Source organism: Ilumatobacter sp. (genome assembly GCF_049588435.1).
Lineage (GTDB): Bacteria > Actinomycetota > Acidimicrobiia > Acidimicrobiales > Ilumatobacteraceae > Ilumatobacter_A.
Map to the genome: position 1 here is coordinate 1 of NZ_JBAVYV010000333.1, position 12,324 is coordinate 12,324.

Below are 12,324 nucleotides of genomic sequence, written 5' to 3' on the forward strand. Positions count from 1 at the left end.
CTGGCAGACGCGTCTGCCAGGCCAGACCTACGACGGAGACGAACCCGACGGGTTCATGACCCGCTCGCAGATCGTGGACTTCGTGTCGAGCTACGCCGAGACCGTCGCCGCTCCCGTCGTCACGGGCACGACGGTCACCGCGGTCCGACCCGCATCCGACGGCTACTCGGTCGTCACCGACGACGGCACGTGGAACTGTCGATGCGTCGTGCTCGCAGGCGGCGCATGCAATCTTGCGAGCATCCCTGCGTTCGCCGACGCGGTTCCCGACGGCATCGACCAGGTGAACCCGCTCGACTATCGGAGTCCTGAGCAACTCGCCGACGGAGGCGTGCTCGTCGTCGGCGCGGCAGCCACGGGGATGCAGTTGGCGGAGGAGATCCACCGTTCGGGTCGGCCGGTGACGTTGTCGGTCGGCGAACACGTCCGCATGCCGCGGACCTACCGCGGACGCGACATCCAACGCTGGCTGGATGCGATCGGCCGACTCGACGAGCGCTACGACGAAGTCGAGGATGTCACGAAGGCCCGGAAGGGCGCATCGCCACAGCTGATCGGATCGCCGGAGCGACGTTCCCTGGACCTCAACAGCCTCGACGACGTCGGTGTCCGGTTGCGCGGCCGGCTCGGCGGGATCCGTGACGGGGTGGCGATGTTCTCGGGTGGCCTACGGAACCACTGCACGCTGGCCGACCAGAAGCTCGGCCGTCTGCTCGACGACATCGACGAGTGGATCACCGACCACGGCCACGACGACGAGGCCGGCGAGATCGGACCGGCGGAACGTTTCGAGCCGACCCGCATCGCATCCGGAGCGCCACTCACCCTCGACCTGCAACGAAGCGACATCCGGACGATCGTGTGGGCGACGGGATTCCGAGCGGACTTGTCGTGGGTCGAGCTCCCCGTGTTCGACGCCCGCGGGCAACTGCGTCACGACGGGGGCGTGGTGGATGCACCGGGCGTCTACATCCTCGGCACGTCGTTCCTCCGACGGCGCAAGTCGAGCTTCATCCACGGCGCCGAGGACGACACCCGCGATCTGGCCGACCACCTGACCGCGCACCTCGGCCGACGGCAGCGCTGATCAGCGCTTGGTGCCGACGTACCCGAACAGCTGGATCTGTCCGCGCAAGGCACGGCCCTCACGCACCTGGCCGGTCGCGAGTTCGGTCGCACGGGCGATGAACTCGTCCTCGCCGATGGATTGGATCGCCTCGTAGGCCGGACCGGTCGCCGCAAGACCGCGTGCGTATGTCTCGGGGTCGGGGAACTCGAACACGAACGGAACCTCGAACCGCTCGGCGACGTCGAAACCGCGCTCGTCGAGAAACGCCTCACCCACACCGGGTCGTCCGAGCGACACCATCTCGGCCTGATGACCGACCTTCTCGTCGGTCGCCCACAGGTACGGGGACATCATCCACGCGCCCGGTGACTTGCCGACGTTGCCCCACACGGTCATCGCCAACCGTCCGCTCGGAACGAGCACGCGGCGGGCTTCGTCGACAGCGCCCGGCGTCGTGCCCCAGATCCCACGGAAGCTAGTGACGACGTCGAAGCTCGCGTCGCCCCACGGCAACGCCTCCATGTCACCGACCCGGATGTCACAGTCCGGATTGCGGTCGCGAGCGACCTCGACGAGTCGGGGCGACGCATCGATCCCAGCGCAGACCGCTCCCCGGATCCCGGCCAACTCGATCGCCAACCCGGCGCCGCAGGCGACGTCGAGGAGTCGGTCGCCCTCACCGATCCCCAGCCGCTGATGCATCGCCAGGTACTCGCGACAGTTCGCCGGTTCGGCCAACGTCGCGAACTCGACCGCCTTGCGACCCCAGCCCTCGTCCACCATCTCCCACGTCATCGGTTGCCCCTCGCCTCGGCGTGCGTCATCCACAGTAGAGGCAACTGCCAAGCGGCCCGGACGAGGGCGCAATCCGAACGGAGTACTGTCGACGTGCGCGACAAGCGAGCGGAAGGAACAGACCATGACCGAAGAAGTCAACGGTGTCCCATGCGACAAGATGTTCGGGGCGATCGCCAAGGTTCGGGAGGACGGCGACCTCGCCCAGTTCAGATTCTCGGCACAGAACGAATGGATCGAGGGGACCGCCAGCCGGTCGTCGATCTACGAGTGGCACGGCATGGGCGGCGACCACACCCACGTCGAGGAGTATTCGTTCAACGCCGACCATCCCACCCTGGGTCACGGCCACGGCCCCACGCCACAGGAGTTCGTGCTCCACGCACTGGCGGCCTGCGTCACGGCTGGAATCGCGACCGGTGCGGCAGCACGCAACATCACTGTCCACAAGATCTCGTCCCGGGCGACGGCCGACATCGACGTCCGCGGCGTGCTCGGGGTCGATCCCGATGTGCGCAAGGGGTTCAGCAACGTCGACGTCGAGTTCGACATCGACGCCGACTGCGACGACGCCCAGAAGGACGCGCTCCTCGCGGGTGGGGCCAAGTACTCCGCCCTGTTCGACATGCTGGCGAACCCGACCGAGGTCAACATCACCCGCGCACCGAGCTCCTGATTAATAGTCGAAACGACTATATCGAGCGAGGCTGCGCGTCGTGACGGAGCGGCCGAAGAAGCCCGCCACCCGAACGGGGCATCGCGCGCCGACGGGCTACGACACGACGGACTATCCGACGTTCTCGGTGACGGTGGACGTGGTGAACATGAGCGTGGTCGATGGTCAGCTGATGGTGCTGCTGGTGCGACGCCAGAGCGACCCGTACGAGGGGGCGTGGGCGCTGCCGGGTGGCTTCAAGCATCCCATCGAGTCGCTCGACGACGCCGCCGCGCGCGAGCTGCGCGAGGAGACCGGTGTCGACGCTCCTCGACACCTCGCACAGTTCGGCAGCTACGGCGACCCGGGTCGCGATCCGCGCGGCAACGTCGTGACCGTCGGCTACCTGGCGGTCACGCCCGAGGTCGGCCGGATCGAAGCCGGCACCGACGCGGACGACGCCCAGTTGTGGCCGGTCGCCGACGTGCTCGACGGTGAGGTCGAGCTCGCGTTCGACCACGAGCAGATCCTGCGCGATGCGATCGGTCGGGCCGGTGGCGACCTCGAGGGGTCCGATCTCGCCACCGCGTTCGTGGGACCGACGTTCACGCTGTCGGAACTGCAGAGCGTGTACGAGGCGATCTGGGACGACGAACTCGACACCGCCAACTTCCGCCGCAGCCTGTCGATGTCACCTCCCGACTCCAGCTACGTGGTCGCCACCGGCGAACGCGCCGCCGCCGGACCGAAGGGTGGCCGTCCACCCGAACTGTTCGCAGCCGGCGACGCCTGGACCGACGGTTCGCCCGTGCGGCGCTCGAAACGACGCGGCACCAAGCCACGACGTGGCGGGGGCAACCAGTCGTGAGCGGCCACCGGCGGCGACGCCAACGGACGGCCAGTTGCTCGATCGAATCGGCTGATGATTCCGCCGGCTACGCGAGGAGTCGCAGCACGGTTGCTTCGAGGATGCGCGACGTGAGCACCACCTCGGCGATCGACACCTGCTCGTCGACGGCGTGCGCGTGGGCGATGTCGCCGGGGCCGTACACGGCGCAGGCGGCACCGGCTTCGCGGCGCCACAGCGCCATGTCGCATCCGTACGGCACGCCGATCGTTCCCGGCCGCACACCCGACTCGGACTCGGCGGCATCGCGCAGGGCACTCACCAGGACGTGTCCCGGGTCGATCGACGACGACCCGAACGCGGCTCCCGTTCGTTCGATGCGCGGCGGGTGGGCGTCGAGCCACGGATCGCCGGCGATCGCGGCGCGGAGCGTGCGCTCGAACCGTTGCTCCGCCTCCTGGATCGACTCGTCGATGGTGACCCCGACGCGGAGTTCGGCCGAGATCTGCTCCATCACATTCGATGCCCAGACGCCGCCGTTCACCACGCCGACCGTCGTCGGGTAGGGCAGACCCGTCGCCGTCATCGCCGGATTCTGTTCGGCCTCGTTGACCTCGCGTTCCAACTCCCCGACCGCCGCGTAGACGGTGAGGAAATGGTCGAGTGCCGATTCACCGAGCAGCCGGGTCGCCGCATGAGCAGACCGCCCATCCACCTCGATCGTGTACGTCAGCGCACCGCCGTGCGCGACCACGACCTGCGGGCCGTCGGCCCCCGAGGTCGGCTCGGGCACGATCACGCAGTCACCCGTCCAGCCGCGCCGGATCGCCGCGAGCGTGCCGGTCCCGCCGTCCTCCTCGCCCGGCACGGCGACGAAACACAGCTCGCCGGCGAAGTCACGGTCGCCGTTCGCGATCCGGGTGAACGCCTCCACCGCAGCAACGACCCCACCCTTCATGTCGGCGCTGCCCCGCCCGTAGAGAACGTCGCCGTCGAGTTCTCCGGCGGGATCGCGCGTCCACTTCGCACGGTCGCCGACCGGCACCACATCGGCATGTCCGGTCAACACGACCGTCGGTCCGGGCCGCGCTCCGACGATGCGCGCCGCCACGACCGGAACCTCGTCCCGCTCGACCTCCCGACCCGGATACGCCGGGTCGGTCTCCAGGTCCGCCATCGGGGTCACCCACGCGTCGACCTCGTCGGCCACCGGTCCCAACCACGACGCGATCAGATCGATCGCGGGGTGTTCGCTTCCCGTCTCCGACGGTGCCGCGACCAACTCCAATGTCCGCTGCGCGACGTGATCGTGTTCGTTCGACTCGGGCTGTTCCATCGCGTTCGATCTCCGTTTCAGACTCTCGGATCAGGACTCTGTCAGCAGGCTGCGGATCTCCGGCTTCGGGGAGCCGTAGCTGACGATCGCCACGTCGAGGTCGGCACGGGCGTGACGCTCGATGGCCCGCCGGATCGCATCGACGATCCACTCGGTCCGATTCCCGAACACTCCCCCGCCCGCCAGCGTCAGGAACAGCGATCGGTTGCCGGTCGCATCGGCGTTGACGGTCGCGGCGGCGAACGTCGCCTCGTACGTCGCGTCGAGCACGAGCAGCGCGAGCGGTTCCCAACTACGTGCCGACTGATCCGAGTAGCCGACCGGAACCGCCGCGCAGTAGGCCTGGCTCACCAGATGGCCGGGAGTGTCGGCCGTCGTGTCGAACGTGACCTCCGTGTTCGCCTGCACACCGATCCGCAGCTGTCCGAGCAGTTCGTCCCGCTCGTCGCCGGAGCACGAGGCCACCACCCCGGCGACGCGAGCGAGGCCGTCGCCGGTCGCGAACAGGTAGCCATTCTGCATGGTCCACAGATCGTGTCCGTCGTCGCCGGCCAGTGCGCGACCCAGTTCCGCTGCGCAGTCGATCTGGCGGTCAGCGGTCTGGCCGATCTTGTCCCCGACCGGCGCGAACCAGTTGCGCTGGATCGTCCCCGCACCGCACGCGATCGCGCACGCCGGGCCCTGCGTTCGATCGCCCCAGTACCCGGTGACGCCACGTTCGGGCGTGACCGACGGGGCCGGCATCTCCAGCAGATTGAACTGCGACGCCACCTGGAACATCGCTCCGGCGTTGGTCGGATCGAGGTGCAGCGCCCGAGCGTCGGCGACCACCTCGCGGACCGTCACCGGACCGTCGCGATCCGGCACCGAGGTTCGCAACTCGGAGAGTGGCGGCGTCGTCAGCGTTCCGCACCGCATCTCACGACCGTTCTCACTCGATCGCAGCACCTCGCCTTCGACCGACAGCCACGAACGAACCGCTGCTTCGGTCTCACCGAAGCCCGTCAGATCGGCGAACCAGTCCATCCGCCGATCGTAGACATCCTCGGAGAGATCACGGGGCCGAGCCGTCGCTCCACGCGCTCGTTCCATCGGGCGCATCACGCTCCGTCGGCGTCGGCATCAGCGGTTGAAGCCGGTCGTACATCTTCACATGCTGTCGAGGCGGCGAGCGGAGCCGTCCGGTGGGCCGGGACGACCGGTCCGAGCGGCGTCGTCGAAATCTGGAGGGCTCCCGTCAGCCGAGGAGCCAGCGACCGACGCGGGCTCGGCCGGCGGCATCGTCGACGCTGACGACGCGCAGGTCGGTCATGCGTTGCAGGACCGCCACGGCGAAGGCTTCGCCGATCTGATCAGCGTCGAGCGGTTCGCCGGACTCGCTCGACGCGAGCACGGTCTTCGCCACGAGATCCAAATGGCGCCGCGACAGCGGATCGCCGGTGGTTCTCGATCGATCTCGGGCGGATCGGGTGAGCTGGTTGACGACCCGTTTCGACGGGTTGGCGGTGCCAGTACGCCGCCATCCCTCGGCGAGATGGTCGTAGATGCGACGCCAGCGTGCGGTTTCGACCAGGGGAAAGCTGCTGTCGATCCGGCGCAGTCGACGCGCCTCGTCCGGGACCGCGCTCGCGGCGTTGTCCGGATCGCTGTTCGGACTCTGATCACCGTCCGCGGCGCCGGGAGGCATCAGGTACACCTGACGCCCGCTGCTGATCTCGGCGTCGGGGACGGCCGCTCGGAGGAACCGCTTGAACGTGCGGAAACCGAACCAGTCGTCGCTCACCTCGGCGCCGAACTCGTGCTGGAGCGCCCAGGCAAGGGAGGACAGCTCGAGCGGTCGGTCGGTGAGGCGCCAGCGTTGGAGCAAGAGGTCGGCAGCATCGGCACCGGGTCCGGTGGCGAGAGCGTCGGCATCAGGCTCGGCGTCGACCTGTCCGGCCGTTTCGGCAACGATCGCCTCGTCGATGCGATCGAGTTCGTTGCGAAGGTCTTCGGCGATGTCGTCGAGGGTGGCGAGCAGGTCGGCCATCCGTGCGCTCAGCACTTCGACGAGCGGCGGCAGCTCCCCCGACTTGCTGTAGGTGTCCTCGTGGGTGAGTTCACCCCAGCTGTCCTGGAGCAGGGTGCGCACCTGCAGTTCGCAGATCACGGGGACGCCGTCATGCTGCACCTCGAGGTTCACATGCCAACCGCGGTAGCCGGACTCCTTCGGAGCGTCGACGTAATCACGTTCGGACGCGGGGTCGAGTCCGAGAGGACGCCTCGGGCTCGCGTGCAGCGGCAAGCTCTCGAGAACGACCTGCACCATCTCGAGATCACGCAGGTTCGTGCAGGTGAGGCGGATCCCGACGAGATCGTCGACAACGCGAGGGATGTCCTCGACGGTGGGGATCTGCAGGCGGTAGCCGGGTTGAGTGACCTTGCGCCAGGTTCGCCGCTTCGACTTCACCCGGCCGGAGATGTTGCGGATCCTGGTGAGATCGCGTTCGGGAAGTGCATCGTCGAGTTCGCGTTCGAGCGCAGTCATCGCTCGGTCGAGAGCAGGTTCGAGCGCGTCGGTCCGGTACGTGTCGTACCAGGCCCCGAATTCGGCGTAGCCGAACATGTCCTCGTTCCGCTCGCTCATCGAGTCCGACTCTAGATCCAAGTCTCTCCGGGTCTCCCGTCTTCTCGTCGGTCGAGCTCGGGATCAACCGACGGGGCAACGGTCAGCTGTTCTTCATCGGTGCGATCACCTGTTCGGCGAACCGGAGCCCCGGCTCGGGGTCGAGCGGGTGGCCGAAGTCCATGATGAAGTGTTCGACACCGAGGCTGCGCAGGTGCGTCAGGCGTTCGACCCACTCCTCGGATTCGGTCTCGGATTCGGGGAGGTCACCACCGACGGTGAGGCTGCATTCGATGTCGGCCGGGTCACGGCCGGCGTCGCTCGCAGCGGAGTGGACGATGTCGCGCATCCGCAACCACGCGTCGTCTCCCCCTCGGTACGATCCGTTCCAGATGTCGGCCTGACGTCCGACGATCGGAAGTCCGATCTGCTCACCGGAACTGCCGATGCAGACCGGTGGCACGACGTCGGGGCGAGGGGTCGCGGCCGCGTCGTCGATCTGGAAGTACGTGCCGTCGAACGTCGGGTGCTCCTCGGTCCACATCAGGCGGCAGATCTGCACGACCTCCTCGAGTTGTCGGAGCCGGGTGGAGGCCGACGGGAAGTCGTAGCCGTACGATTCGTACTCGTCCTCGCGCCAACCGCCGCCGATCCCGAGGATGAACCGGTTCCCCGAGAGCACCTGGAGCGTCGATGCCATCTTCGCGGTGAGCGCCGGGTTGCGGTATCCGTGGCCGAGGACGTGGTGACAGAGCATCACGTCGGGGAACCTCGCCGCCAGCCACGTGAGGGTGACCCATGCCTCGAGGAACCCCTCGGTCTTCTCGGCGTCGAAGCCGTAGAAGTGGTCGGCGATCCACACGGAGTCGAAGTGCGGCAACACGTGCGGGAGGATGTGTTCCTCCTGATACATCACGATCGGTTGGAAATCACTTCCCGCATGCCCGGCCACCGGTGACAACCATCCGAATTTCGTCATGTCGACAGACTGGCAGCTGTGGGCCGACATGCTGTCGCCACATCGGCCCGAACCGTCCGACTACCTTGCATCGGTGACCGCGGACATCGAGCAGCCGAGCGCGCGTTCGCGGGTGCTCGACGGCGATCGGAATCCGTTGACGCGATGGGCGAACCTGGCGGTCAAGGTCGCGCTCGTGGCCAGCTTCGCGGTGGCGATCGGGCTGTCGCCGGACACGATCGAGGGCAAGGCGATGGGCTTTCGTGCCCCGCTCTTCCTGGCGCCCGTCGTGCTGGTGCCGATCATCGCGCGGCTCCGCCGTTGGGAGCCGTACCCGCACACCGCGGACCTCCTGCTGGCCGCACCGTTCCTCATCGACACGTTGGGCAACCTGTCGGGCGCCTACGACGAGTTCCCCCGGACCGACGACGTGCTCCACGCCGTCAACTGGGTGCTGCTGGTCGGCGCATTCCACGCGTTCCGGTTCCGCAACGTCCACGATCGGCGTGACGCCGTACTGCTCGGCTACGGCTTCGGTGCGATGTCGATCGTCTGGTGGGAGATCATGGAGTGGGCCGTGTCCGAAGACGGATTCGGAGGCGCCGGAGCGCTGTCCCTGACCTACGTGGACACCATCGGCGACCTGTTCCTGTCATCGACCGGCGGGCTGATCGGATCGCTCATCGCGGTGCGGTGGCTCGGGCCGCGACGACCGGTCTGAGCGGATCGAACCAGGCTCCCGTACGATGTCGCCGCAAATCAGGCCTCTCTAGCTCAATGGTAGAGCAGTGGACTTTTAATCCATTGGTTCTGGGTTCGAGCCCCAGGGGAGGCACTCAACGGTGGCGTGAATCGGTCACGTCGTAGAACGTCTCGATCGTCAATTCGGACGTGGTGACGTCGAGCGCGCCGCCGAAGGTGGAGATGACCGACAGGTAGGTGGTCGCCGTGTCGCCGTGGCGGATCGTGACCTCGAGTGCAGGCATGGCCGGTGCCTCGCCGACGTCGTGCGCACCCGGCGCGTACGCCTCGCACTCCGCGAGCAGCTCGTGAAGTGCAGGGTCGCCGGTGACCGCCGCCTGTCGCCGCAGCCGGTGGAGGAGGTGAGCGGCGACCCGGTCGAAGTCGTCGACGAACGGCGCCAGGCCGTCGGGATGCAGCGTCATCCTCAGCACGTTGATCGACGGAGAGAGCAGATGCTCGGCCACACCCTCGGTCAGCGCGAGCGCCGATGCGTTCGCCATCACGAGGTCCCAGCAGCGATCCATCACCAGCGTCGGGTTCGGTTCGCTGCCGTCGAGGATCGACTGCAGCGCCGACACGACCGGCGCCATCTCCGGATCGGCCAGGTCGAACCGGCGGTACGCGGGCGCGTGTCCGGCCGCCAGCAGGAGGTCGTTCTGCTCGCGATGCGGTACCTCCAAGTGGTCGGCCAGGTGGAGTACCAACTCGCGGCTCGGTCGCGACCGGCCGGTCTCGACGTAGGACAGGTGACGAGTCGAGACCTCCGCCACCGACGCGAGGTCGAGCTGGCTCATCCGCCGTCGCGCCCGCCACGTTCGCAGCAGCGGACCGATGCCCTGTTCCGGTGGCATCGACCGGGCCGACGACCGGCTCGCGTCGAGCGGGACCACGGCTTCTCCGGACATGTCGTCACCGTACCGATCGATGCGAGCCGCTTCGATGACGTCAGAGGTCATCGACGTCGGACATCGATCGCCCGCACGATGACCGCATGACACACGCAACCATCACCCACCGACCGACCCCGGACAACCCCCTCGGCACGAACCGCCGCTCGTGCGCGGACAAGCTCCGGCTCGTTCTTCGTCTCAACGCGCTGAACTCGCTCGTGTTCGGCGCGCTGCTCACCGCGGTTCCCGAACGGATCGATGATGTGCTCGACACCGGACATCCGGGTTGGGTCCGCGTCGTCGGCGTCGCACTGCTCCCGTTCGCCGCGCTCTGCGCATGGTTGTCGACCACCTCGGTCGACACGCTGCGCCGGGTCACGCCGGAGATCATCGTTGCCGACGTCACGTGGGTCGTCGCCAGCATCGCGACCGTGCTGCTCGGCTGGTACTCGGCGGGCGGCGCGGTGGCCGTGCTCGCGATGGCCGCTCTCGTGGACACGTTCGCTCTCCTACAGTGGGTCGCATGGCGAAGGATCTCGACCCGCTGACCGAGATCCGTCGGATCTGCCTCGCCCTCCCGGAGACGAGCGAGCGGCTGAGTCACGGGTCACCGAGCTTCTTCATCCGCGAGAAGAAGACGTTCATGTCCTTCCACGACGGTCACCACGACAACGACCGGGTGCACCTCTGGTGCCCGGCGCCTCCCGGCGTGCAGGAGCAGATGGTCGAAGCCGAGCCGGAGCGGTTCTTCCGGCCGCCCTACGTCGGTGGGCGCGGATGGCTGGGTGTCTACCTCGACGTCGATCCCGACTGGGACGAGATCGAGGGCATCGCCGAGGAGGCCTTCCGCCACGTCGCACCGAAGACGGTCCTCGCACAGCTCGACGCCTGAACGACCGGACCAGTGTCAGACTCCGACGGACGTTGCGACCGAGACCGCATCGTCGATCCACGGTCCGACACCGCTCATCCGATCGACGGTCACCCGCACGACGACGCACGTCGGTGAGTCGCGCAGCGCCAGCGGGTGACGGCGCAGGCTCGTGTACTTCTGAGCGAGTTGGTCCATCAGTTGGGGGTCGGGCCCCGGTTCGAGTCGAGCGCGACCGCGGATCACGAGGTGGCGTTGGTACCCCCGCTCGTTCCGTTCGACGTCCTCGATCGACAGGATGATGCGGTCGTCGCGGGCGAGGTTCTTGGCCTTCTCGCTCCGGGCGTCGGTGCCGAACAGGATCTCGTCGTCGTGGGCGATCACCCACACGACCGACACCTGCGGGCTGCCGTCGGCGTTCGTGGTCCACACGTGGGCCACCGCGTCGGATCCCAGCATCGCTTGAGCTTGGGCTTGGATGGCGGACATCGGGCTCACCTCCTGGTCGTTGCGACCAAGTTAGTGCACTTGTGAAGGCCGCGCCAGGGGGTACCGCTGGCACCCGGGTTCCCCATCGATGCGCGCCGTCGCTGGGACGTACGATTCCGCGGTGCTGAAAGCGGTCCGAGACGCGTTCGCCGGCGAGGGCGACCTGACCGAGCGGCAGGGCGGGCTGCTCGTCGTCGGTGCCGGGGTGCTGTTCAGCGTCACCGCGATCGCGTACGCCGCGGTCGAGGACGCGACCGACTTCCAGTTTCTCGCCTACCGCGGGGCGTCGACCGCCCTGGCGATGGTGATCCTGATCGTGCTGCGCCGAGGCGGACGCCCCGTCGACTTCTCGACGGTCACCCGGACCACGTGGATCGCCGGCGTCGTGCTCGCGGCGACGTCGATGCTGTACATCCTCGCCCTGTCGGGGACGTCGGCGGCGACCACGCTGTTCCTCCTCGCGGCCGCTCCGATCTTCGCGGCACTGATCGGTTGGCTGTGGCTGCGCGAGGCGGTGGCACGCACGACCGCGATCGCGATTGCGATCACGATGGTCGGCGTGGTGATCACCGTCGGCGCGGGGCTCGAGGTGGGCTCGACGTCCGCACTTCTGTTCGCCGGCATGATCCCGATCACGGTCGGCCTCTACAGCGTGCTGATGCGATCGGCTCCGGGGGTCGACCCGGTGATCCCGACGCTGATCGCCGGCACGGTGCTCGGCGTCGTCGCCGGGGTGGTCGCGATACTCCAGGGTGGGCTCGCCATCAGCCTGCGCGACATCGCGCTGGCGTCGGTCTCCGGCGGGATCGCGCTCGGACTCGGGCTCCCGATGTTCAACCTCGGACACCGATCGGTCGCCGCCGCGAAGGTGCCGTTGCTGCTGATGACCGAGATCGTGCTCGCGCCGCTGTGGGTGTGGATCTGGCCGGGCGAGGTGCCGAGCGTCGGGACCCTGGTCGGCGGCGCCGTGATCCTCGGGGCCGTGATCTGGCTGGTGCTGGTGTCGCGCGACGCTCCGTCGGCCGCGCCGAGCAGCCGGCTCGGCGCCCTCCCCGCCGACTGAAC

Annotated in this window: 14 protein-coding genes and 1 tRNA gene; 8 read left to right on the top strand and 7 right to left on the bottom strand. The window is 68.0% G+C overall.

Features of this window, described 5'->3' with window-relative positions; genetic code table 11:
• Positions 1–1,087, top strand: a 1,087-nt coding sequence (locus WBV89_RS12915) for an NAD(P)-binding domain-containing protein (protein WP_423981762.1), incomplete at its 5' end; no start/stop codon positions are given.
• Here the strand turns inward: WBV89_RS12915 and WBV89_RS12920 are convergent.
• Positions 1,088–1,864, bottom strand: a complete 777-nt coding sequence (locus WBV89_RS12920) for a class I SAM-dependent methyltransferase (RefSeq protein WP_423981763.1) — start codon at positions 1,862–1,864, stop codon at positions 1,088–1,090.
• Positions 1,865–1,988: 124 nt separating this feature from the next.
• On the opposite strand from WBV89_RS12920, the gene WBV89_RS12925 reads away from it, so the two are divergent.
• Positions 1,989–2,540, top strand: a complete 552-nt coding sequence (locus WBV89_RS12925) for an OsmC family protein (protein ID WP_423981764.1) — start codon at positions 1,989–1,991, stop codon at positions 2,538–2,540.
• A 40-nt stretch (positions 2,541–2,580) separates the two neighbouring features.
• Positions 2,581–3,387, top strand: a complete 807-nt coding sequence (locus WBV89_RS12930) for an NUDIX hydrolase (protein ID WP_423981765.1) — start codon at positions 2,581–2,583, stop codon at positions 3,385–3,387.
• A 67-nt stretch (positions 3,388–3,454) separates the two neighbouring features.
• Here WBV89_RS12930 and WBV89_RS12935 read toward each other — a convergent pair whose 3' ends face one another.
• From WBV89_RS12935 to WBV89_RS12950, 4 genes are all read right to left on the bottom strand, one after another.
• Positions 3,455–4,702 (bottom strand): M20 family metallopeptidase, encoded by a 1,248-nt coding sequence (locus WBV89_RS12935; protein ID WP_423981766.1) that lies wholly within the window; start codon positions 4,700–4,702, stop codon positions 3,455–3,457.
• A 30-nt stretch (positions 4,703–4,732) separates the two neighbouring features.
• Positions 4,733–5,728 carry a hypothetical protein gene (locus WBV89_RS12940; RefSeq protein WP_423981767.1) on the bottom strand — a complete coding sequence of 332 codons (996 nt, stop codon included), beginning with the start codon at positions 5,726–5,728 and terminating at the stop codon, positions 4,733–4,735.
• A gap of 211 nt (positions 5,729–5,939) precedes the next feature.
• On the bottom strand, positions 5,940–7,328 hold the full coding sequence (locus tag WBV89_RS12945) for a GTP pyrophosphokinase (RefSeq protein ID WP_423981768.1): 1,389 nt from the start codon (positions 7,326–7,328) through the stop codon (positions 5,940–5,942).
• A gap of 82 nt (positions 7,329–7,410) precedes the next feature.
• Complete coding sequence (locus tag WBV89_RS12950) at positions 7,411–8,286, bottom strand: LLM class flavin-dependent oxidoreductase (RefSeq protein WP_423981769.1); 876 nt, start codon at positions 8,284–8,286, stop codon at positions 7,411–7,413.
• Between WBV89_RS12950 and WBV89_RS12955 the strand changes: the two genes are divergently transcribed.
• Entirely contained in the window at positions 8,285–8,986 is a 702-nt protein-coding gene (locus WBV89_RS12955) for a hypothetical protein (protein WP_423981770.1), read from the top strand. The two genes, WBV89_RS12950 and WBV89_RS12955, sit on opposite strands and share 2 nt — an antisense overlap.
• A 42-nt stretch (positions 8,987–9,028) precedes the next feature.
• Positions 9,029–9,100, top strand: a tRNA-Lys gene (locus tag WBV89_RS12960).
• Position 9,101: 1 nt separating this feature from the next.
• On the opposite strand, the gene WBV89_RS12965 is transcribed toward WBV89_RS12960, so the two are convergent.
• Positions 9,102–9,914, bottom strand: coding sequence for a helix-turn-helix domain-containing protein (locus WBV89_RS12965; protein ID WP_423981771.1), 813 nt, complete (start codon positions 9,912–9,914; stop codon positions 9,102–9,104).
• Positions 9,915–10,000: 86 nt separating this feature from the next.
• Between WBV89_RS12965 and WBV89_RS12970 the strand changes: the two genes are divergently transcribed.
• Both WBV89_RS12970 and WBV89_RS12975 read left to right on the top strand, forming a co-directional pair.
• Positions 10,001–10,447 (top strand): hypothetical protein, encoded by a 447-nt coding sequence (locus tag WBV89_RS12970; RefSeq protein WP_423981772.1) that lies wholly within the window; start codon positions 10,001–10,003, stop codon positions 10,445–10,447.
• On the top strand, positions 10,423–10,791 hold the full coding sequence (locus WBV89_RS12975) for an MmcQ/YjbR family DNA-binding protein (protein WP_423981773.1): 369 nt from the start codon (positions 10,423–10,425) through the stop codon (positions 10,789–10,791). Before WBV89_RS12970 ends, WBV89_RS12975 begins: the two co-directional genes overlap by 25 nt.
• A 15-nt stretch (positions 10,792–10,806) precedes the next feature.
• Here WBV89_RS12975 and WBV89_RS12980 read toward each other — a convergent pair whose 3' ends face one another.
• Complete coding sequence (locus tag WBV89_RS12980) at positions 10,807–11,259, bottom strand: TIGR03618 family F420-dependent PPOX class oxidoreductase (protein ID WP_423981774.1); 453 nt, start codon at positions 11,257–11,259, stop codon at positions 10,807–10,809.
• A 121-nt stretch (positions 11,260–11,380) separates the two neighbouring features.
• Between WBV89_RS12980 and WBV89_RS12985 the strand changes: the two genes are divergently transcribed.
• Positions 11,381–12,322 (top strand): DMT family transporter, encoded by a 942-nt coding sequence (locus WBV89_RS12985; RefSeq protein WP_423981775.1) that lies wholly within the window; start codon positions 11,381–11,383, stop codon positions 12,320–12,322.
• Positions 12,323–12,324: the final 2 nt, after the last annotated feature.

Bases quoted from the DNA above. Each gene is read 5' to 3' on its own strand.
- WBV89_RS12920 (WP_423981763.1), bottom strand. From the start codon at position 1,864: ATGACGTGGGAGATGGTGGACGAGGGCTGGGGTCGCAAGGCGGTCGAG.
- WBV89_RS12925 (WP_423981764.1), top strand. From the start codon at position 1,989: ATGACCGAAGAAGTCAACGGTGTCCCATGCGACAAGATGTTCGGGGCG.
- WBV89_RS12935 (WP_423981766.1), bottom strand. From the start codon at position 4,702: ATGGAACAGCCCGAGTCGAACGAACACGATCACGTCGCGCAGCGGACA.
- WBV89_RS12940 (WP_423981767.1), bottom strand. From the start codon at position 5,728: ATGGACTGGTTCGCCGATCTGACGGGCTTCGGTGAGACCGAAGCAGCG.
- WBV89_RS12945 (WP_423981768.1), bottom strand. From the start codon at position 7,328: ATGAGCGAGCGGAACGAGGACATGTTCGGCTACGCCGAATTCGGGGCC.
- WBV89_RS12955 (WP_423981770.1), top strand. From the start codon at position 8,285: ATGTCGACAGACTGGCAGCTGTGGGCCGACATGCTGTCGCCACATCGG.
- WBV89_RS12950 (WP_423981769.1), bottom strand. From the start codon at position 8,286: ATGACGAAATTCGGATGGTTGTCACCGGTGGCCGGGCATGCGGGAAGT.
- WBV89_RS12965 (WP_423981771.1), bottom strand. From the start codon at position 9,914: ATGTCCGGAGAAGCCGTGGTCCCGCTCGACGCGAGCCGGTCGTCGGCC.
- WBV89_RS12970 (WP_423981772.1), top strand. From the start codon at position 10,001: ATGACACACGCAACCATCACCCACCGACCGACCCCGGACAACCCCCTC.
- WBV89_RS12975 (WP_423981773.1), top strand. From the start codon at position 10,423: ATGGCGAAGGATCTCGACCCGCTGACCGAGATCCGTCGGATCTGCCTC.
- WBV89_RS12980 (WP_423981774.1), bottom strand. From the start codon at position 11,259: ATGTCCGCCATCCAAGCCCAAGCTCAAGCGATGCTGGGATCCGACGCG.